Below are 19,309 nucleotides of genomic sequence, written 5' to 3'. Positions count from 1 at the left end.
TTTTCTCCTCATTCTCGATTGTCAATGCTTGTTAATAATTGAATCTTATCGGTTAAAAAGCTGTCTTGGGGATAAGCCTCCAAAATTTCTTCAAATACCTGATTGCGAACAATATAATCAGAATACATATGAAGCTTCCGTTCATAATCTTCCAAAATTCGTTCAGTTCTCTTGATATTATCATAAACAGCCTGACGGCTGACCTGGTATTCTTCCGCAATTTCAGCCAAGGAATAATCATCAGCGTAGTAAAGTTCAATGTAGTTCATTTGTTTATCCGTCAAAAGAGCTGCATAAAACTCAAACAAAGCATTCATGCGATTGGTTTTTTCAATTTCCATAACAGTCCTATTATATCAGAATCAGATAAGAATGAGGCTCTTTTCCCATCCTTTTCTAAAAAGGCTTTAAACCTTCTTCTTAGATTGATCAATCAATTTTTTCAAAGCCTCTTTACTTTCTTCTAAGTGAACACTCGTTAAATAAGGTATTGCTTGATCCAACATTTCTTCTTCTAAATCCCACCACTTAAGGGTCTCTAAAAATTGAATTGTATTTTCATCAAAACGATAAGAAATAACTTTTACAGGATTCCCGACTGCTATCGCATACGGTGGAATATCCTTGGCTACAACAGCTTTGCTACCGATAACTGCACCATTACCAATTCTAACTCCTGGCATAATTGTTGCTTTTTGTCCAATCCAGACATCATGACCAATTATGGTATCTCCCTTATCTGGCATATCTTCACTAGTCATTCCAAAATTTTTAGCCCATTTTTCTTTAACAATATTAAAAGGGTACGTTGAAATAGAAGCCATACTATGATTTGCAGCTCCCATAATAATCTCAACACCATTAGCAATACTACAAAATTTACCAATTTTTAACTTTCCATGCCCTTTTCGATTATAGAGAACATGATCTCTTTCAAAGTCATCCTCTTCACATTCTTGAGCATAGTAAGTATAGCTACCAACTTCAATATTATCAGCCTCTATTACATCCTTTAAAAAAATCATTTTTGTCATAATTTTACTCTCTTTCTAATTCTCAAAATAAAATTCGAATCGATCCGCTGCATATTGGCTTTTTACATATTCAAAAGCTGGGCCATCTTCCAGATAAGATAACTGTGTTAACGTAAGAACTGCCTGACCTTTGGGAATATCTAAGTAATGAGCAATACGCTCTCCTGCAAGTTTTGCACTAATCGTTTGACTTGATTTACCAATCCGATATCCCTGTTCCTCTAAGCTTTTAAAGAAATGGCTGGTTACTTGTTCTTTGGGCAAGTCCTTAATAAACTTTTCAGGAATACTTGCAATCTCATAAACAACTGGCACTTCATCGGCATACCGAACCCTCTCCATTCGAATAATGTTATCTTCTCGAGAAATACCTAAAATATCTACTTCTTTTTGACTCGGAAGAGTCCGACGATAGGAGATAACTTGACTAGACGGTTCTTTACCTTGGGAATGGATGATATCTGTAAAAGAAGTGGTTCCACGCATTTTTTCTTGTACCCGAGTCGATGCAACAAAGGTTCCACTTCCAATCCGACGTTCCAATACTCCCTCTTCCACTAAAAGAGTAATAGCCTGGCGCAAAGTCATACGACTAACTTGGTAATGTTCCGCCAAATCGCGTTCACTTGGCAAGCGCTGGCCAATTTCCCACTTACCTTGATCAATAGCGGTTTTGATATCATCGTGTATTTCCAAATAGGCTGGTCGCATGGCTTCTCCCCCTTTATTTACTCCTATTCTAGAAGTCTCTGAGACAAAAGTCAAATTAATTTAGCTTCCTTGGCAAGGAGCAAGCACTATGATACAATGGAATCTATAAAAAATCTATTTATAGGAAAGGGATTAGATGACTACAATCACTCCTGACATGAAAGATGTCGAAAAAATTATTGTTCTGGATTATGGTAGCCAATACAACCAGTTGATTTCACGTCGTGTGCGTGAAATGGGTGTGTTCTCTGAACTAAAAAGCCATAAACTCAGTGCTCAAGAAGTGAAAGAAATGAATCCAATTGGAATTATTCTTTCTGGTGGTCCAAACTCCGTTTATGAAGAAGGATCCTTCGATATTGATCCAGAAATCTTCGAGTTGGGAATCCCTGTACTTGGAATTTGTTACGGTATGCAACTGATGACTCATAAATTGGGTGGTAAGGTTGTTCCCGCTGGCGAAGCAGGAAATCGTGAATATGGTCAATCTCCATTAACCCATACTCCTGAAAGTCGTCTCTTTGCAAGTACACCAGAAGAACAACTTGTCTTAATGAGTCATGGAGATGCTGTAACTGAAATCCCAGATCAGTTTGTTCGGACAGGGACTTCTGCAGACTGTCCTTTCGCTGCCATTGAAAACGCTGATAAAAACCTATACGGAATTCAGTTCCACCCAGAAGTTCGTCACTCTGTCTATGGCTTTAATCTCTTGAAAAACTTCGTCTTTAATATTTGTGGTGCTAAAGGCGATTGGACTATGAATAACTTTATTGAGATGGAAATCAAGAAAATCCGTGAAACCGTAGGAGATCGTAAAGTACTCCTTGGTCTTTCAGGGGGCGTTGATTCTTCTGTTGTAGGTGTCCTTCTCCAAAAAGCCATCGGAGACCAACTTATCTGTATCTTTGTAGACCATGGATTACTACGTAAAGGCGAAGCTGATCAAGTTATGGAGATGCTTGGAGGCAAATTCGGCCTTAACATCGTCAAAGCTGATGCTTCTGAACGCTTCCTTTCTAAACTTGCTGGAGTATCAGATCCAGAACAAAAACGGAAAATCATTGGAAACGAGTTTGTTTATGTCTTTGATGACGAGGCTCGCAAATTAGACGGTGTCGATTTCTTAGCCCAAGGTACCCTTTATACAGATATTATCGAATCTGGAACAGATACCGCACAAACTATCAAATCTCACCACAACGTAGGCGGTCTACCTGAAGATCTTCAATTTGAATTGATCGAACCACTTAACACACTCTTCAAAGACGAAGTTCGTGCCCTCGGAACAGAACTTGGTATGCCAGACGAAGTCGTATGGCGTCAACCATTCCCAGGACCAGGTCTTGCAATCCGTGTGATGGGTGAAATTACTGAAGAAAAACTCAAAACCGTTCGTGAATCCGATGCCATCCTCCGTGAAGAAATCCAAAAAGCAGGACTCGACCGCGACGTATGGCAATACTTCACAGTTAACACAGGTGTCCGCTCCGTCGGAGTTATGGGAGACGGCCGTACCTATGACTACACACTAGCCATCCGTGCTATCACTTCTATCGATGGAATGACAGCAGACTTCGCCCAACTTCCATGGGATGTTCTAAAAAAAATCTCTGTCCGCATCGTCAACGAAGTCGACCACGTTAACCGCATCGTCTACGACATCACCAGCAAACCACCCGCAACAGTTGAGTGGGAATAAAAAGGTCCTGCGGACCTTTTTATCCCGATCCTAGAAATCCAAAAGCGAGGCGGAGACTACGGACCTTTTTATCCCGTGCTTAGAAATTCAAAAGCGAGGTGGGGACTGCGGACCTTTTTATCCCGAGCCTAGAAATCCAAAAGCGAGGCGGGGACTACGGACCTTTTTATCCCGAGCTTAGAAATTCAAAAGCGAGCAATTTCTGACTTCACTTGAAATTTTATTAGATAAAACAGCTTAGAATTACGTCATTAAAAACGTTGATTCTAAGCTGTTTTCTATTTAGCTAATAATGAAAGGAAAGCCATTTTCAAGCGGATTTAAGTTTCCATTCCCACTACTTATTTCTCAGATTTTGAATCTGGAGATAAGTTACAACTCCTTTTCCATAAGGTAATTTGTCAAAGAGACGTTTGATTTTAATACTTGTTGCTTTTTGATTACTTTATATCCTCTTTGGAGAAAGAATGTTTTTGCAGTGATAGAGGCTTGCGTAACCACTTTGCTCACTGGAAATTCATGTTCGAGTCTATCACAAATTGCTGTCGCAATCCCTTGATTTTGGTAGTCCTGATGAATAAAGAGCCGATCAAGATAACCGGTTCTGTCAATATCACCAAAACCTACTATAATTCCCTCTCTTATGGCTACTAGAGAGAAATGTTCAAGCAGAGATTTATTCCATTTTACTAAGTCTACAGTAACAGGTGCCCAAACATTTAATTGTTTGTCATTATAATCTTTGGCATTCATAGAGTGGACTGTTTGGTAAAAAAGATCTGCAAGGTCCTCACAATCCGAGGTTCGGTATTCCCTAATTAGTATTTCCTTTACGTCCAATCCTCCTTCCTCCTCACCACTACTTGAGTTCCTTGATCCACCTGACTAGTAACTTCAATCGCTAGTTCTAGCTGGTCGAGCACGCGCTTGGCTAGGTAGAGGCCAAAGCCGCTGGCTTTTTGGTGTTCGCGGCCATTAAAGCCGGTAAAACCTTGGTCAAAGAGGCGGGGGATGTCTTCTGGCAGAATACCTATGCCTTGGTCACTAATGCGAATACCCTCATCCAATTGAATCTGGACTGAACCGCTTTCCTGACTATATTTGATGGCATTATCCAGGATTTGAGAGAGGGCAAAGGAGAGCCATTTTCGATCAGATTTAAGTTTCCATTCCCCATCTATACTAACAGCAATTTGTTTATGTAAAAAGTGGGTGCGGTATTTCTTTACTAAGTCAACCATGACTTGACGTACCTCTACTTCTTCAAAGCGGAAATCGCTGCTCTGGTTGCTAAGTTTTAGATAGTTCAGGAGGTTAGCTTGATAATTGTCTAATCTCAAGAGCTGATTGTCCACGCCTTGAGGATCTAACTGTTTGGTCTGAGTCATCAGAGAAAGAGCTGCGAGAGGCACCTTCATTTGGTGCGACCATAACTTGACCACCGCTTGAAGATCTTCTTCCCTTTTCTTATAGGACAAGAGTTCTTGCCGAGCCTGATCCTTCTCCTTTTCAAGCAACATAAAATAAGCTCGATCAATGGGCTTATTTAAAATATAGAGATCAGCATCATGAATTCCATCTTGTAAGGCTTTCATTCGATGAAAAAATTTCCAAAAAAGGCTTAGCATAACAATCATAAAGATTGTGCAGGATAAAAAGATGGATTGCAGAAAGAAAGGCCAGGGAAGTTGGTAGAGATAGAACAAAATCAAAAAAGAGCTTGCAAGCAAAAAATAAGCGAAAAAGAATACTCGGTATTCTCGGAGAAAAGAGCGTATCATTTAACCAAGTACCCCACTCCCCGTACAGTATGAATGCGATCAAAACCCACTTCTGCTGCCTTTTTCCGCAAGCGAGTCATATTAACATTGAGAGTATTCTGGTCAATAAAATCTTCATTTTCCCATAAATCCTTGAGCAACTCTTCTTTGCTAATCACTTGCCCCTGACCCTTAAAGAGGGCTTTCAAGATTCGCGTTTCCGTTGGGGTAAGCTGTACCTGCTCTTGTCCCCGTCGCAAGCGCCCCTCCAAACTCAGATGAAAATCATCCACACTATAATCTTGAACAGGTGCAAATTGATGAACCCGCCGTAAAAAAGCCCCAATTTTGGCATCTAGAATTTCCAAGGAGAATGGCTTGGTCACAAAATCATCCCCGCCCATATTCATAGCCATCACCGCATTCATCTCGTCATCACTAGAAGATATAAAAATAATGGGCATGGTCATACTTTTACGAATCTCCGTAGTCCAGTAAAAACCGTTATAGTAAGGTAAACTAATATCCATCAAAATAATATCTGGCTGGATTTCTGCAACTTCTTGGCTCACTGCACGAAAATTCTGCACACTCATAACTTGGTGATTCTGACCTAAATGTTGCTTGAGAAGATCGACAATGAAGGTATCATCCTCAACAATGTATACGACACTTTGTTTCATATTGACATTCTAACACCTTTTATCAGAAAAACAAAAAGATAACCGAAAATTTACCCTTAAAAAGCCGGAGACAAAAATCTCCGACTTTTCAGTTTATCGTTCAATAATACGGTAGTAGGTGCGGCTGGTTAGCTTGTAAATGACATAGTACAGGATACCAATGGACAAAAGAGTCACCGCACTAACCGTATAAATCATGCTTGAAGAATTCACTCCGAATAGAGCCAGCATTTGTTTCAGCATGACCAAAGAGGCTATAAAATGTAGGGTTGCCATTCCGAGTGGCATAAAGAATACCAGCAAGACTTGTGAATTGATGGCCTTTTTAACAGCTGCCTGGCTCATACCAACTTCCTGTAAGATCTTATAAGATTTCTTATCTTCGTGACCTTCAGAGTATTGTTTGTAATAAATAATCAAAGCTGCCCCTAGTAGAAAACTGATTCCAAGTAGAAATCCCGTAAAGAGGAAACCACCTGTAAAACCTAATAGCATATTGGAAAAATCTTGTATATGGAAGACTTCTGCGGTCCACTTACCAGATTCATCTTGAACAAGTGCTACATCACCTGCTTTTTCAGCCACTGCATCAATCTCTGCTTTACTAATATCAGCAAAGACACGATAGGTTAAAGGCAGTTCATATAAGTCTTTAAATGCAGTTAAAACAGCATCATTTGGTACAACAAAAACCATGGCGTTTAAAGCATTCGATAATCCAGGAAGTTTAGAATCTGAAGGAGCTGCTAGCGTTTCAAAGACCTGTTCTCCTAATTGCACTCTTTTCAAGCTTGGATTCTGACTTCCTTGGATAACAGCTACTTGATTCATGTCTAAATGTGGGAGTTCATTTCCTAGTTTTCTAAAATCATCTTGAGTAACCACATAGGTATAGTATGGATTGCTAGTGCTTGAATTTGCAATGCTTCCTTCTGTAATCGCAATCTCTTCACCACCATCATAAATGATCGCAGTTTGGAAGAATAGCAAGTCCTCAACATTTCTAGCAGAGTCTGGGAAATTAGCAAGAACTGTTTGTTGATAGGCTTCCTTAGCTTCCTCACGACTTTCAACAATAAGATCGAGACTCGCTTCTCTTGGATAAAGATTATCCGTAATTCCTTGCATCCCTGTGTAGAGTGAGGTTGTGGTAGCGATAGTTACAAAAGACATTACCGCTAGGAGTGTAATGTTGGCTAGACCTGTCGCATGCTGTTTCATTCGGAAAATCATTTGAGAGGTGGTAATAAAATGTTCTGGTTGATAGAAATACCGTTTATTTTTCCGACGTCTCTTGAGCAACCATGTCATAAAGCTAATATAGAATAAATAGGTTCCAGCAATTACTAATAAAACAGCCAGGAAAAAGAGATAAATAATTCCAACTCCTGTCTCTTTGGAACTGAGGGAAAGGTAGTAACCTGTCCCCAAACTTAGAATTCCCAAAGCAGCCAGTAAGATATTTCCCTTTGGCTCCTTCTCACCTTTTTCACTACTGCGGAATAGAATCAATGGATTTGTTTTTCCAATTTTTCGAATGGCCAAGAATTCCAAAACAAGGAAAATCCCTCCAAATAAGAAAGCTGAGTAAACAAACGCTAAGGGATCAACACTAAAGTGAAGCTCACTGTAACCCACCAAATTAACAAAAATTAAATAAAGAACATTGGAAAAAACGGTCCCTAGAATGGATCCTAATAATAGAATCGCCAAGAAAAGTAGTATTAGCTCGATACTGGCAATCAGAGCAACCTTTTTCTTATTCATCCCAAGCATATTATAGAGACCGAATTCTCTTGACCTTTGTTGCATTAGGAAATTATAACTATAAATTTCCATAATTAAACTGAAAATAGTCAAAACAAAGAGCCCTAAACCTAGGCTAACTGCTCCAGATCCCATTGATGTCATCACAGGGCTAAACATAAGTCCAAACATGGAGGAGATAATCGTAAAGAGAACTAAACTGGCAAGGACAAATGGGGCAAAAACACGGATGGAATTACGAATGTTTTGAAGGGCAAGTTTGAGGTAGAACATCTACTCACCTCCTAACAAGGCAGACATATTCAAGGATATTTCTTTAGCAAAATCTTGATTGCTTTTTCCAGCCTTATAAAGTTGATGGAAAATCCGGCCATCCTTGATAAAAAGCACGCGCTTAGCATGACTAGCGGCATTAGCTGAATGGGTTACCATAAGAATGGTCTGACCAGCCTCATTAATAGCCTCAAATAGATGTAGTAAATCTTCAGAATTCCGATAATCAAGAGCAGCTGTTGGCTCATCGGCTAAGACGAGCTGTGGTTGTGTAATCAAACTGCGAGCAATAGCTACCCGCTGCTTCTGACCTCCTGAAAGCTCAAACGGACGCTTTTGTAATAAGTCTTGAATCCCTAGCTGTGGAGCCAAATGAGCTAAGCCTTGCTCCATTTCAGAAAACTTCTTGCGCGCTAACACTAGTGGTAGGAAAATATTATCCTGAACCGTTAAGGTATCTAAGAGATTGAAATCTTGAAAGACAAAGCCGAGATTTTGGAGACGAAAATCTGCCAATTTACCTTCTTTAATCTGAGTAATATCCTGATTATTGAGTACCACCGAACCACGGGTTGGTTTGTCTAAGGTTGCAAGAATATTGAGTAAGGTTGTCTTACCAGACCCACTTTCTCCCATAATGGCAATAAATTCCCCTTCTTCGACTTTGAAGTCAACATCCTGGAGGGCGCGTGTTTCTTCTTTGGAAAAACGAGTTCGATAAACCTTTTCTAAATGATTAATTTCTAATAACATAAAACTTCCTCTTTCATCTGTCGTTACTATCATTATAGAACAAAGTATAAGAGAGGATTCTTACAAAAATTCCTACTTTCTTACAAAGCTGTAAGAAAGAAAATTTCTCATAACAATTGTTAAAAAGACCAGAATATGAATCCTGGTCTTTTCCTCCATCTAATCTTTTAATAATTCAGCTTCATCTTTACCCAATTTAATAGTTTTCTGACCTGAAATTAAAACTCCCTTATTCTCGTCACGGCCTTGCAAATAATAAAGCGGTTGGTCTTTATCATAATCGGCTGCAGCTTCTTTGGCTAACAAACCAATCCCTTTTTCAGGGTTACGTAAGAGATTGAAAATTAAGCCCATTTTTAATTCTGGGAAATCACTGAGCATCGCATAGTCCCCATTACTGTCTCCGGCAATCAAAATCGGTTGGCTATCCCCTTGTTTTGGAGCCATAAACTGGTTAATTGTCTCAGTCTTACCACTTCCCTGCGTTTGCGGATACGCTGAATCTAATTCAGGCAGAATCTTACCATCCTCTGTTTTAGAAAGACGCATCGCAAAAATTTGTTCTTCTGGTACACCGTATCCATATTCTTTAGAAGTTGCAAACGGTATAATCACATCATAGTAAGAAGCAGAATTGACATAAACATCAATTCCATTTTTCATCAATGTTTGATAAAGGTCTTGGACTTCTTTGACCGTCCGAATACCACGCTTAAATTCAATTTCAACCTGTCCTGCTTGCCCTTTGTGACTTGCTGGGCTCTCCCAAGTTTCAAACACTAACTCATCGTTTAATGATTTAGTAATGGATTCCTTCGATAGCTTTTGAACTTCCTCGGATGTCATTCCTGCATAGAAATAAGTCACCCATGGATAAGAAATATCTGAGCTAAACGTATCCCCAATCGCTTCATATAAGAAGAGAAGTTTAGCTCTGAAATCCTTGTACTGATCTGTTTTTTGGATTTCTTCTAAACTTTTTCCACCTTCAAAACCTTTGTATTCCTGATAAAGATATTGGTAATCCGCTTCTAGGTCAGCTCCAATTTCTGTAATGGAAATGGACTGATCTGCTTTGTTCTGATAATCCTCACTGAAAACTTCCTCTGGAACCTGTGTTCGAATAATCGCCCCAAATTCTTCAGGAGTTGCTTTAAAGGCCAAGTTCTCAATTTGATAAACAAAAGTGGATTCACCAATATCATTAATGATGGTTGTATTATCCCAGTCAAAGACTGCGTAAGGTCGAGCCTCCTCTGAATAGTTTGGAGAGTCCTTCCCATACTCTTGAATAATCTGTGTTAGGCGTGCATGGGCTTTGGAATCCCAATTTCCAGTCATCAAAATCTCTTGACCTTTTTGACGCGTTTGAGATTGCTCCACCTTATCAGATTTCGTTTCTTCCTTTTTCATGTCCGCCTGACAAGCACCTAAAAGTAGGCTAGCTCCGCATAATAAAACAGCTGTTGTTTTCCAATTCATAATGTTCTCCTTTTAACGCTACTAAGGTTTTGAATAGTAACTTCCATAGTCCCTTACAAAGTTTTGAGGTAAAGCTAAATCTGCCAGATTTTCCTCATCCAAGTAAGTCCGAATCTCTGATTCCGTTTTTGATTGATAGAGTTCTAACCAGTCCGGTTCCAACAATAAGCTCGTTCCCATGGATAGAAGGGGAATGCCTGACTTCAATGCCTCTTTATAGTCTTCAGCATTCCTCACTTTACCGACCCCGATAAGAGGTACACGTCCATTTATCTTGTCGCGAATGGCTAAGATGACTGGAGTATTTTCCTCTGTTTTTCGCAAGGAAGATTGCCATAAATGATCCATTGACACATGGAGATAATCAATTCCTAAACGAATCAACTGATCAATCAATGCTAAACTATCCTTGAGTTCAATCCCTGGAACTTCAATTTCTTCTGGAGAGAAACGATACCCCAATAAAAAGGAATTCGGACTCTCTTGGTCAATCAATTGCCGTGCTCGCTTAACGAGGGTTTTGGCAAATCGCATGCGATTATTTAAAGTCCCTCCCCATTTATCTTGTCGACGGTTCGAATGAGGCGATAAAAATTGTTGGATCAAATATGTATTGGCTCCATGAAGTTCCACACCATCAAAACCTGCTGCGATGGCACGACGAATCGCAGCCAAGAAATCTTGCAGCAATTCCTCGATTTGAGTATTGGTTAGAGATTTAGGAACCGTTACTTCCCCATGTTCAGCAGCAATCGCACTTGGTGCAACTGGTTGTGAGTCGATAAGAGTAGCTGGAACCATCCGTCCCCCATGATAAATTTGCAGAATCGCCAGATTCCCCTGAGATTTCATAGCCTCGGCTAGTTTTGCTAGACCTGGAATCTTATCATCGTCAGCTACACTAAAGCTATTCGCATAAGCCTGTCCTAGAGGATGGACATAAGCACTACCTGTAATCAGTAAACCTGCACTACCAGCACGTCGCCGATAAAAAGCTAAATCTTCATCTGACACAATTCCACCCGCTAAACTGGCACTAATAGTCAGAGGGGCTAAAACTAGGCGATTGTTTGTTCGCATACCATTTGGAAAAGGGTAAGAACTCTCTAATTGCATCTTGTCCTCCTTCTAAAAAAGACGGATTCACCATATGCCTGAGGAGAATCCGTACTTCTTTTAACTATTCTGCCAGTCAGCAGGATATGTAATGTAAACAAAGCGGGCTTTTCCTTTTACAGAAAATTGAATGTCACTCCCTTTCGGAATGAAGAGGGCTTGTCCCGGTCCTGCTGACATAACCTCATCCCCAACAATAATATCTAATTGACCGTCAATAATATAGTCAACTTCATCATAATCAAGATGCCAAGGGAAAGTAGTGTCTTCCATGGTCATGAGACCAAAGCCCAAGCGTGGACTTTCTTCCAAACTTACTAAATCTCTCGTATAAACCTGATCTTGAGCGTTTCCAGTGTCTAGTCGATCTTCCGGTCTTACATCTATTTGATTAACTGCTAGGGAAATAACTCCTGCTTTACTGACTTTTTTATCAGATGGCTCTGTTGCTAATTCTTCGAGAATAATCTGACGAACCAGTTTTTCTAACATGTCACGGTTAACAGAACTCATAGGCTACCCTTCTTTCTTCATAGATTTTGTCAAAATAAAGGCTAGAATAACAGCAGTCACTCCTCCTACAATTTTTCCAACCATCATTGGGAAAATCATATCTGGGCTTTGTCCTGCTGTAAAACCAAGATGGTCTCCAATTACGAAAGAAGCAGATACCGCAAAGGCCACATTAATAATTTTTCCACGGTTATCCATATCTTTCATCATTTGGAACATAGCAATATTATTGGCCAAGGACGCAACCAAACCTGCAGCTGCGACATCGTTGACACCCAGAGATTGACCAACCTTTGCTAAAGGTTTGCTGGCTACTTTAGTAAAGACTGCTACCAAGCCAAAGGCTCCCGCTAGGGTAACTGCAATTGTTCCGACAACTTCAAAGGCTTCTACCAAAGTCTCCGCTCCGCTCGGATAAAGACTCAAAAGCCACTCATTTCCTGTTAAGAGTTGCGCTGCTCCAAAAGCTAAACCAAGAGTTGCAATGGTCACAATAATTTGTCCAAAAACCTCAAATCCCTTAATCATTTTTTCAGGTGCCATAACTAGACCAAGGAAGATTAGTGCGGATACGATAATAATTGGAATTAAATTAATCAGTAGTGTGCCAAAGCCCAATCCTGGTACTAAAAGACCTCCAATTAAACAACCGATAGGAACCGTAACCAAACCATAGAGAATACCACGTGCTAATAAAGGGCGATCTTCTTTTTCAATGATTCCAAGAGAAACTGGAATTGTAAACACCAAAGTTGGACCCATCATAGAGCCAAGAACATAGGCTGCAAATTTTCCGACCTCTTCATTCTCTGCCAAACTCAAAGCCAAGGGAGCACCTCCCATATCATTGGCAATAAAAGTTGTCGCAAAAATAGAGGGATCCGCACCAACCAATCCATAAATTGGAACAATAATTGGCTTTAATAAATCAGCTAATAGAGGAGCTACGACCATAATCCCAGCCATAGATAAAGCCAAGGCACCCATGGCCATAATCCCTTCTTCAAACTGCTCACTCAGTCCCAATTTTCCACCGATACACTTATCAACTGCTCCAATCAGTAGAAAAAGGACCATTACATAAATGATTATCTCATTGATACTCATTTGCTTTCCTTTCTAATTATCATCTTCATAAGCTACCTTATCGATGATTCCAACAACCAGCATATCAATTGGCACATCGGTCTTATCCAGGGCCACACGGGCACTACTTCCTGTCGTAACCAATACCAAATCACCTTGGCCAGCCCCAATTAAATCTGCCGCAATCACATGAGCGGGATCTGTTTGCTGGTCATTTAATTGGCGTTCAACAACTAAAAACTTCAAACCATTCAAGGCTTCCTCTTTTCGAGTAGCCCATAGGCTACCCTTGACTTTACCGACAAACATCTCCCCACTCCTTATTCATCTATCCTAATCCTATTTCGACGTAAAAAATCACGAGCTAACGGAGTAATAAGCCAGTTTTTGGCATCCAGGTGATCACCCGGTAATAAGCCAAGGGATTGGGCTTTCTCCTCTGTTAACAATCTACGTTTTCCATTTTTAGGTGTGACTTCTTTCCGCTGTAAAAATCCTTTCAAACCCTCAACATCTGTAAATCGTAATCCAAATGAACAAACTGTTTGATTCGCGTTTCCAATACTAGTCCGCAGAGCCTTAGTAGAGCCTTGCACAGTCGGCATAGCTCCTAAAACAAAAACCGCTTTTCCCTGCTGCAGAGCCTGCAAAATCCATTCTTCTAAGGTTGTCAGTGGACAAAGATTAGCCAAACGGAAAACGGCAGCATCTGCTAAAGATTCAATAACCAAAACCTTCCCTTGTTGGGCATCTTCTACCACTTCAAAACCCAAATTTTGAATCTGACGCTTACAGTCCTCTGAGCCAAAAACATAAACCTTTTCTGACTCCTTACTGGCAGTTTCTACAGTCAATTTTTCTAAGAGGCGGTCTGTCACAGCTTGAATAAGATCTTCAATTTGTGTCATAAGCCATCTCCTATGTTTTTGAAATCTTTACGATACGACCACGCATACCTTTAACAAATCCTGCAGCATTGGCTTCATCATAATCTATATGCATGTAAGTCGCAAATTGTGGACTAACCCGAACCACCACATCATCAAAAATAAGCGGGCGTTGCCCCTCTGCTCGAACCTGGACAATTTCATGATTTGAAACACCTAAGCGTTCTGCATCCTCTGGTGTCATATGGATATGCCTCTTGGCAACAATCAATCCTTTGTCCAAAGAAACTGTGCGATTTCCATTCACAAGAACAATTCCAGGTGTGCCTTCAATATCACCACTCTCTCTCACAGGTGCTTGAATTCCCAATTGCAAACAGTCTGTCGCAGAAACTTCTACTTGTGATTCCTTCCGAACAGGTCCTAAGATGACTACATTTCGAAAGATACCTTTCGGACCAATCAGAGTCACTCTTTCTTGTGCTGCGTATTGACCTGGTTGGGATAAGTCCTTCATCTTCGTTAATTCATATCCTGGTCCAAAAAGACTCTCCAAATCTTTCTGGCTCAGATGGACATGACGGCCACTGGCTTCAATTTCAAAACTAGAATCTAGTTGCTCTTGAACCCGTTCAGCTACTTTTTCAATCAATGTTTCTAATTTCATTGCATTTCCTCACTCCACAATCAAGCTTTGAATTCCACCCACTATTTTTTTTAACTGTCTCAAAAATTGTTCATGCCGATTTTGGGATTCGGTTGACCAAGCTAATTCATATTCACAATAAATTTGGTTCAACTCTATCGATAATTGATAGAGCTCCAATGCCCAGATTGGCTTCTCCAAAACTTGATTCATAAGTCGGTCAGCACTGTCATCTGCGAAAATTACAGACATTTCTAGTTCTAATTCTTTCCCTTTTCTCAACGTTTGAAGTTGATGGAAGTAATGAATCAATTTTTCTTCTTTATCAAGCAAATAATACTGCCTTAAGACTTTTTGAGCTTTTAAAAAATAAGGATAGACTTTCTCCAAGCGAAACAAAGTGTCTGTGGGTAGAGATAGAAAATCCGTTTTTTCCGAAGATTTAGCTTCTTTCCATGAAACGTTCATGCGACGGTCTCTGAGGAAGCTTTTAGCAGAAGGAGTCAAAATGGATCCCGCTTCTAAGAGCAACTGCCCTGAAGCTTCCAAATCTAATTCCCGCATCATTTTGCGAATTCGTGCTTCTGTATACAGAGTCATACAGTCACTTCCTTTCCTACCCTCAAGGGAACATGAAGGGACCAGTTTCTATTCCGGTCCCTCCCCCTTGCTTCCTATTTTGGAAGGATAACTTCTACTTCAGAGTGTGGACGTGGAATAACGTGTACAGAGATTAATTCCCCTACATTTTCTGCTGCTGCTGCTCCTGCATCTGTCGCAGCCTTAACTGCACCAACATCCCCACGAACCATAACTGTTACCAAACCAGCACCAATTTGTTCTTTTCCAACTAAAGTCACGTTAGCTGCTTTGACCATCGCATCTGCTGCTTCAATTGCGCCTACAAGTCCTTTTGTTTCTACCATTCCAAGTGCGTTTGCATTCATCTTCTATTCTCCTTTTTATTTAAAATGTTTCCTAATTCTGTAAACTTATTCAGATTTGCTTCCAGGCAAAATAACTTCAACCTCAGTGTGAGGACGTGGGATTACATGAACAGAGACTAATTCTCCTACATTTTCTGCTGCTGCTGCGCCTGCATCTGTCGCAGCCTTAACTGCACCAACATCCCCACGAACCATAACCGTTACCAAACCAGCACCAATTTGTTCTTTTCCAACCAACGTTACATTAGCTGCTTTGACCATCGCATCTGCTGCTTCAATTGCGCCTACAAGTCCTTTTGTTTCTACCATTCCAAGTGCATTTGCATTCATCTTCTATTCTCCTTTTATGTTAATTTTTCTAAAACTTTTGCAACGAGGGTTTCGATTAAGTCCTCATCGCTGAATGAGCTTTCAGATTTAAGTTCTTTTACAACCTCTACTACTTGATTTTCAGTCTTCCGTAAATCGGCTAAATTCCGCTGACCACTAGCAATGCGGCGGATATTAATCAAATTCATAGGACTGATATTATCAGAAGTTGAACTTCCTCCTATCGCTCCACACCCTAAAGTGAAGGATGGGAACAAGGCGGTTGTGGCACCAACTCCACCAAGGGCAGATCCAGTATTAACTAAAAGTCTAGATACCGGAGTCCGTAAGCTAAACTCACGAATAATATCCTGATTTTGACTATGAATAGCAAAAGTATGACCTGCACCTTCATTGTTCAAGATACGATTGGCTAAATCACTAGCTTCTTCCCAATTTTTAACGGTGTAAAAACCAAGAACCGGCCCAAGTTTTTCCAAGGAGAATGGATGACCTTTACCAACTCCAGTTTCTTCTGCAATCAAGACTCGTGCATCTGCTGGTACCGATATTCCAGCCATTTCCCCAATTAAAGGCGCTGGCTTCCCAACCATTTTTGGATTCATCATTCCATTTGGCTGAATAACAAAGGCTCCTAATTTTTTAGCATCTTCTGCAGGAACAAAATAAGCTCCTTGACGTTTAAATTCTGCAATGACAGCTTCTTTATTAGACTCTTCAACAATCACAGATTGTTCAGAAGCACAAATCACTCCATTATCAAAGGTTTTTGAATCCAAGATTTGTTGGACTGCATGAGAGATATCTGCAGTTGACTCAATATAGGCTGGCCCATTTCCTGGTCCTACTCCAATTGCTGGTGTACCAGAAGAGTAGGCTGCTCGTACCATGGCTGTTCCACCTGTTGCTAAAATAAGGTTAGTATCCTTATGCCGCATCAATTCATTCGTTGCCGGAATAGAGACACGGTGAATGGATGAGACGGCTCCTGGTGGACAACCAACTGATTTAGCTGCCTCTTGAATAATCTCAACAGTTGCCTCAATACTCTTAAGGGCATTGGGATGCGGAGAAAAGATAATACTATTCCCTGTTTTAAGAGCTAACAATGCCTTATAGATAACTGTGGAGGTTGGATTTGTAGAAGGGATTAACCCTGCAATAACTCCAACCGGTACAGCTACTTCTGTTAGTCCCGTTTTAGCATCTTCCGATAAAACACCAACTGTTCTTTGATGCTTAATTTCTTCGTATACTCCTTGAGAAGCCAAGGCATTTTTTAACACCTTATCTTCCCAACGACCAAAACCAGTCTCTTGAGCAGCTAGTTTAGCTAGATATTCTCGTTTATCATAGCAGGCCTTGGTGACGACCTTTACCAGGGTATCAATCTGTTCTTGATTCCATTGGGCCAACTCTTTCTGAGCCTTCTTTGCCGTCCGGATCAGATTTCTTACTTCCTGGATTGACGCCAAGTCCTTATCTTCAATATACATAGACGCCTACTCCTTTTCTATTTTTTCTAAAGCTTCTAGTAAGATTGCTTTATGAGCGAATTTTATCTCTTTTTTAGTGAGCCCAATAGCCGGCTCCTGGTAGGCTAGGCTACGCAACTTAACCACCGTCATACCCTCTAGCTTCAACCGTTCGTATTTGAGAACTCTTTGTTGAGTCTCTTCGTGTTCTGTTACTGCTACAGGAGTCTCCTCTAAAACGACCGTTTCTTCTTCAACATCCTGACCTTCTACTGGATTCGAGAATAACAATTGCTCTGTTTGAGAATCCATACGGGCAATGACATGACTCGAAATAAAGTAAGGTTCTTGCCCTAACTCGGATTTCACCGCCTCAATGGCCGCCTTTACGGCTCCTACATCTCCCATAATCTGGACATTTTTCAATCCAGCCTTAACAGTTTCCGCTTGAATCAAACGAACATCAGCCGTTTTTAGAGCAAGATCAGCCGCCACAACCGCACCTAAGAAGCCCTCTACTTCAATTAAGCCAAGTGCTTTTTGTGTCATACAAATCTCCCCTTATCTAGTAGGTTTTTGGATTATCCGCAATTTGCTCGACGACTCTCGCAAAAGCATCACAAGCAGCCCGGCAAGCAGACTGACTGCCGACCAATAATCCACCTGCAAAGTTTGTTTCACTTGGTGGTCCATAAAAAGCACCAATTTGAACATCTGCAGCTTTTAGAGCTGCATCCAAACCAACTACTGCTTCAGCTGGAGGAGCAATCAAATAAGCAATTGCTGTTCCTTCCTCAGCATTCGCTGCTTGAGAAAGATAAGAACCTGATCGTGCAATACAGTGAGCAAAATAAGGAATGCTGTTATCTTCATTGGCACTGTAGAAGCTTGCTCCATTTTCAATCTCATAGACAATCACATCCAAAGCACTACGAACTTCTTCTGGGTTTGGTCCAGCAATAATGCCAATAACTTCCCCAGCCAGTTTTGTAGAAGCATTTCCAGCTCCTGCATACATGCTTTTCGCATAGACGATCTCAACATCCACTGCCTTAGTTGCTTCATCCAAAGCTACATACGTAACATCATCACAATCAGAGGTCACAACCCCCACACTCCGATGATGAGGTTTAAGCTCCAAAGAGGCTGCTAAGGCTGCATCAACATTCGGAATTAGCAACGATGTCAATACGCTAGCACCTAACCGTTCCTGTTTGACCATTCTATTCTCCTTCTATCCTTTTAAATCAACACCTGATTTTTTATGATCCAAAATCTTCTTAATGATTTCTGCTACATAAGCTCCAGCTTCTACAGCCGGCGTTCCTCCTTTATGGATATTAGACAAAACAGTCCGCTTAGCTTCTGGCATTCCAATCCAAGGTTTATAAGCAATATATGCACTCATGGATTCAGCTGTTACAAGACCAGGACGTTCTCCAACAAGCATACATACAACTTCTGCTCCAGTTAACTCTGCGATATGATCCATCGCCCCAACTCTGGCATGTTTAATGAAGAGAACCTCTGAAAAATCCAAACCAAACATGGTTAGTCCTTGCTTCAAAGCTGGTAAAAAATCTTTAAGATTTGCTTCAATAGCCGAGGAACTTAGACCATCCCCTACAATAATCTGAACTTTGGGATTTCGTTTGCATTTTTCCTGAATAATAGCTTGCTGATCCTCTGGAAAAATCCGTCCCAAATCTGGGCGTGTCAAGTACTCATCTTTACTAGATGCAGATGTGTGAACCGGAATAAAGCCCATTTCTTCAACAAAGTCTGGAGACACGTATGAAAAGACTGCATCTTGCGCTGCCGCATGATCTGCCCGAAAACGTAGGACAGATTGTGTTTTATACCGAGTACCTGCCCGCCATAAACCAAGTCGTGCTGGTGTAAATTTTTTAATCTTACGGTAGGCCTCTTCATTAACAGCATTTGGAACCAAAAATTGCTCTTGAATATCTACTTCTGTGATATCATCAATAAAGCCATCCTCAACTTGACTCTCAACAGAGACAGTCCCTGTCTGCTTTAGAGGCTCTGCTTGAATCGGAGTCTCTTCCTTATCTGAATCAACCATCTCACTCAAGAGAGTTCGAATCATTTCCTTTAATTGTAGTTCGTCCACTCTTCTACCT

Annotated in this window: 23 protein-coding genes; 1 reads left to right on the top strand and 22 read right to left on the bottom strand. The window is 40.6% G+C overall.

The features are described 5' to 3' along the window. Nucleotides 1–8 precede the first annotated feature (8 nt). The 3 genes from ACXM1Q_RS00590 to ACXM1Q_RS00580 all read right to left on the bottom strand — a co-directional run bounded on the left by ACXM1Q_RS00590 (nucleotide 9) and on the right by ACXM1Q_RS00580 (nucleotide 1,745). Nucleotides 9–341, bottom strand: a complete 333-nt coding sequence (locus ACXM1Q_RS00590; protein ID WP_135035063.1) for a putative DNA-binding protein — start codon at nucleotides 339–341, stop codon at nucleotides 9–11. 66 nt (nucleotides 342–407) lie between these two features. After that, entirely contained in the window at nucleotides 408–1,034 is a 627-nt protein-coding gene (locus ACXM1Q_RS00585) for a CatB-related O-acetyltransferase (RefSeq protein ID WP_458515387.1), read from the bottom strand. Between the two features lie 15 nt (nucleotides 1,035–1,049). Next, nucleotides 1,050–1,745, bottom strand: a complete 696-nt coding sequence (locus ACXM1Q_RS00580; protein WP_458515386.1) for a GntR family transcriptional regulator — start codon at nucleotides 1,743–1,745, stop codon at nucleotides 1,050–1,052. Nucleotides 1,746–1,881: 136 nt separating this feature from the next. Here ACXM1Q_RS00580 and guaA point away from each other — a divergent pair, with 136 nt between their 5' ends. Continuing rightward, on the top strand, nucleotides 1,882–3,447 hold the full coding sequence (gene guaA / locus ACXM1Q_RS00575) for a glutamine-hydrolyzing GMP synthase (RefSeq protein WP_458515385.1): 1,566 nt from the start codon (nucleotides 1,882–1,884) through the stop codon (nucleotides 3,445–3,447). A gap of 372 nt (nucleotides 3,448–3,819) precedes the next feature. Here guaA and ACXM1Q_RS00570 read toward each other — a convergent pair whose 3' ends face one another. From ACXM1Q_RS00570 to eutC, 19 genes are all read right to left on the bottom strand, one after another. Next, nucleotides 3,820–4,287, bottom strand: coding sequence for a GNAT family N-acetyltransferase (locus ACXM1Q_RS00570; RefSeq protein WP_458515384.1), 468 nt, complete (start codon nucleotides 4,285–4,287; stop codon nucleotides 3,820–3,822). Continuing rightward, complete coding sequence (locus ACXM1Q_RS00565; RefSeq protein ID WP_458515383.1) at nucleotides 4,278–5,228, bottom strand: sensor histidine kinase; 951 nt, start codon at nucleotides 5,226–5,228, stop codon at nucleotides 4,278–4,280. Before ACXM1Q_RS00565 ends, ACXM1Q_RS00570 begins: the two co-directional genes overlap by 10 nt. Further along, entirely contained in the window at nucleotides 5,225–5,890 is a 666-nt protein-coding gene (locus ACXM1Q_RS00560; protein ID WP_458515382.1) for a response regulator transcription factor, read from the bottom strand. Before ACXM1Q_RS00560 ends, ACXM1Q_RS00565 begins: the two co-directional genes overlap by 4 nt. A 93-nt stretch (nucleotides 5,891–5,983) precedes the next feature. Further along, nucleotides 5,984–7,930, bottom strand: coding sequence for an ABC transporter permease (locus ACXM1Q_RS00555; RefSeq protein ID WP_458515381.1), 1,947 nt, complete (start codon nucleotides 7,928–7,930; stop codon nucleotides 5,984–5,986). Further along, complete coding sequence (locus ACXM1Q_RS00550) at nucleotides 7,931–8,683, bottom strand: ABC transporter ATP-binding protein (protein ID WP_135035046.1); 753 nt, start codon at nucleotides 8,681–8,683, stop codon at nucleotides 7,931–7,933. A gap of 159 nt (nucleotides 8,684–8,842) precedes the next feature. Beyond that, complete coding sequence (locus tag ACXM1Q_RS00545; protein ID WP_458515380.1) at nucleotides 8,843–10,165, bottom strand: HAD family hydrolase; 1,323 nt, start codon at nucleotides 10,163–10,165, stop codon at nucleotides 8,843–8,845. Between the two features lie 21 nt (nucleotides 10,166–10,186). Then, nucleotides 10,187–11,281: an NADH-dependent flavin oxidoreductase gene (locus ACXM1Q_RS00540; RefSeq protein ID WP_458515379.1), complete on the bottom strand. Its 1,095-nt coding sequence runs from the start codon at nucleotides 11,279–11,281 to the stop codon at nucleotides 10,187–10,189. Between the two features lie 60 nt (nucleotides 11,282–11,341). Beyond that, nucleotides 11,342–11,794, bottom strand: coding sequence for a cupin domain-containing protein (locus ACXM1Q_RS00535; protein ID WP_135035037.1), 453 nt, complete (start codon nucleotides 11,792–11,794; stop codon nucleotides 11,342–11,344). A gap of 3 nt (nucleotides 11,795–11,797) precedes the next feature. After that, the gene (locus tag ACXM1Q_RS00530; protein ID WP_135035034.1) at nucleotides 11,798–12,901 is read right to left on the bottom strand and encodes an ethanolamine utilization protein EutH; all 1,104 of its coding nucleotides are present in this window, start codon (nucleotides 12,899–12,901) and stop codon (nucleotides 11,798–11,800) included. 12 nt (nucleotides 12,902–12,913) lie between these two features. Then, nucleotides 12,914–13,189: a EutN/CcmL family microcompartment protein gene (locus tag ACXM1Q_RS00525; RefSeq protein ID WP_458515378.1), complete on the bottom strand. Its 276-nt coding sequence runs from the start codon at nucleotides 13,187–13,189 to the stop codon at nucleotides 12,914–12,916. Between the two features lie 11 nt (nucleotides 13,190–13,200). After that, complete coding sequence (locus tag ACXM1Q_RS00520) at nucleotides 13,201–13,788, bottom strand: hypothetical protein (RefSeq protein WP_458515377.1); 588 nt, start codon at nucleotides 13,786–13,788, stop codon at nucleotides 13,201–13,203. Nucleotides 13,789–13,798: 10 nt separating this feature from the next. Continuing rightward, entirely contained in the window at nucleotides 13,799–14,434 is a 636-nt protein-coding gene (eutD, locus tag ACXM1Q_RS00515) for an ethanolamine utilization phosphate acetyltransferase EutD (RefSeq protein WP_458515376.1), read from the bottom strand. Between the two features lie 9 nt (nucleotides 14,435–14,443). Next, nucleotides 14,444–15,013 (bottom strand): hypothetical protein, encoded by a 570-nt coding sequence (locus ACXM1Q_RS00510; protein WP_458515375.1) that lies wholly within the window; start codon nucleotides 15,011–15,013, stop codon nucleotides 14,444–14,446. A gap of 74 nt (nucleotides 15,014–15,087) precedes the next feature. Further along, a complete protein-coding gene (pduA, locus tag ACXM1Q_RS00505; RefSeq protein WP_135035019.1) occupies nucleotides 15,088–15,360 on the bottom strand; it encodes a propanediol utilization microcompartment protein PduA in 273 nt (90 codons plus the stop codon). A 45-nt stretch (nucleotides 15,361–15,405) separates the two neighbouring features. After that, nucleotides 15,406–15,690: a BMC domain-containing protein gene (locus ACXM1Q_RS00500; RefSeq protein WP_458515374.1), complete on the bottom strand. Its 285-nt coding sequence runs from the start codon at nucleotides 15,688–15,690 to the stop codon at nucleotides 15,406–15,408. A 14-nt stretch (nucleotides 15,691–15,704) separates the two neighbouring features. Beyond that, a complete protein-coding gene (locus tag ACXM1Q_RS00495; protein WP_458515373.1) occupies nucleotides 15,705–17,186 on the bottom strand; it encodes an acetaldehyde dehydrogenase (acetylating) in 1,482 nt (493 codons plus the stop codon). A 6-nt stretch (nucleotides 17,187–17,192) separates the two neighbouring features. Then, nucleotides 17,193–17,714 (bottom strand): BMC domain-containing protein, encoded by a 522-nt coding sequence (locus ACXM1Q_RS00490; RefSeq protein ID WP_458515372.1) that lies wholly within the window; start codon nucleotides 17,712–17,714, stop codon nucleotides 17,193–17,195. 16 nt (nucleotides 17,715–17,730) lie between these two features. Further along, the gene (eutL, locus tag ACXM1Q_RS00485; RefSeq protein ID WP_458515371.1) at nucleotides 17,731–18,387 is read right to left on the bottom strand and encodes an ethanolamine utilization microcompartment protein EutL; all 657 of its coding nucleotides are present in this window, start codon (nucleotides 18,385–18,387) and stop codon (nucleotides 17,731–17,733) included. A gap of 12 nt (nucleotides 18,388–18,399) precedes the next feature. Beyond that, nucleotides 18,400–19,299, bottom strand: a complete 900-nt coding sequence (eutC, locus tag ACXM1Q_RS00480) for an ethanolamine ammonia-lyase subunit EutC (protein ID WP_458515370.1) — start codon at nucleotides 19,297–19,299, stop codon at nucleotides 18,400–18,402. Between the last annotated feature and the right edge of the window lie 10 nt (nucleotides 19,300–19,309).

This window comes from Streptococcus sp. 10F2 (assembly GCF_054331515.2).
Note: the sequence above shows the minus strand (reverse complement) of the source record. Positions and strands in the feature narration are given on the sequence as shown.

What these genes read in the sequence shown, in the direction of transcription:
- ACXM1Q_RS00590 (WP_135035063.1), bottom strand. Translation starts at nt 341, where the DNA reads ATGGAAATTGAAAAAACCAATCGCATGAATGCTTTGTTTGAGTTTTAT.
- ACXM1Q_RS00585 (WP_458515387.1), bottom strand. Translation starts at nt 1,034, where the DNA reads ATGACAAAAATGATTTTTTTAAAGGATGTAATAGAGGCTGATAATATT.
- ACXM1Q_RS00580 (WP_458515386.1), bottom strand. Translation starts at nt 1,745, where the DNA reads ATGCGACCAGCCTATTTGGAAATACACGATGATATCAAAACCGCTATT.
- guaA (WP_458515385.1), top strand. Translation starts at nt 1,882, where the DNA reads ATGACTACAATCACTCCTGACATGAAAGATGTCGAAAAAATTATTGTT.
- ACXM1Q_RS00565 (WP_458515383.1), bottom strand. Translation starts at nt 5,228, where the DNA reads ATGATACGCTCTTTTCTCCGAGAATACCGAGTATTCTTTTTCGCTTAT.
- ACXM1Q_RS00560 (WP_458515382.1), bottom strand. Translation starts at nt 5,890, where the DNA reads ATGAAACAAAGTGTCGTATACATTGTTGAGGATGATACCTTCATTGTC.
- ACXM1Q_RS00555 (WP_458515381.1), bottom strand. Translation starts at nt 7,930, where the DNA reads ATGTTCTACCTCAAACTTGCCCTTCAAAACATTCGTAATTCCATCCGT.
- ACXM1Q_RS00550 (WP_135035046.1), bottom strand. Translation starts at nt 8,683, where the DNA reads ATGTTATTAGAAATTAATCATTTAGAAAAGGTTTATCGAACTCGTTTT.
- ACXM1Q_RS00545 (WP_458515380.1), bottom strand. Translation starts at nt 10,165, where the DNA reads ATGAATTGGAAAACAACAGCTGTTTTATTATGCGGAGCTAGCCTACTT.
- ACXM1Q_RS00540 (WP_458515379.1), bottom strand. Translation starts at nt 11,281, where the DNA reads ATGCAATTAGAGAGTTCTTACCCTTTTCCAAATGGTATGCGAACAAAC.
- ACXM1Q_RS00535 (WP_135035037.1), bottom strand. Translation starts at nt 11,794, where the DNA reads ATGAGTTCTGTTAACCGTGACATGTTAGAAAAACTGGTTCGTCAGATT.
- ACXM1Q_RS00530 (WP_135035034.1), bottom strand. Translation starts at nt 12,901, where the DNA reads ATGAGTATCAATGAGATAATCATTTATGTAATGGTCCTTTTTCTACTG.
- ACXM1Q_RS00525 (WP_458515378.1), bottom strand. Translation starts at nt 13,189, where the DNA reads ATGTTTGTCGGTAAAGTCAAGGGTAGCCTATGGGCTACTCGAAAAGAG.
- ACXM1Q_RS00520 (WP_458515377.1), bottom strand. Translation starts at nt 13,788, where the DNA reads ATGACACAAATTGAAGATCTTATTCAAGCTGTGACAGACCGCCTCTTA.
- eutD (WP_458515376.1), bottom strand. Translation starts at nt 14,434, where the DNA reads ATGAAATTAGAAACATTGATTGAAAAAGTAGCTGAACGGGTTCAAGAG.
- ACXM1Q_RS00510 (WP_458515375.1), bottom strand. Translation starts at nt 15,013, where the DNA reads ATGACTCTGTATACAGAAGCACGAATTCGCAAAATGATGCGGGAATTA.
- pduA (WP_135035019.1), bottom strand. Translation starts at nt 15,360, where the DNA reads ATGAATGCAAACGCACTTGGAATGGTAGAAACAAAAGGACTTGTAGGC.
- ACXM1Q_RS00500 (WP_458515374.1), bottom strand. Translation starts at nt 15,690, where the DNA reads ATGAATGCAAATGCACTTGGAATGGTAGAAACAAAAGGACTTGTAGGC.
- ACXM1Q_RS00495 (WP_458515373.1), bottom strand. Translation starts at nt 17,186, where the DNA reads ATGTATATTGAAGATAAGGACTTGGCGTCAATCCAGGAAGTAAGAAAT.
- ACXM1Q_RS00490 (WP_458515372.1), bottom strand. Translation starts at nt 17,714, where the DNA reads ATGACACAAAAAGCACTTGGCTTAATTGAAGTAGAGGGCTTCTTAGGT.
- eutL (WP_458515371.1), bottom strand. Translation starts at nt 18,387, where the DNA reads ATGGTCAAACAGGAACGGTTAGGTGCTAGCGTATTGACATCGTTGCTA.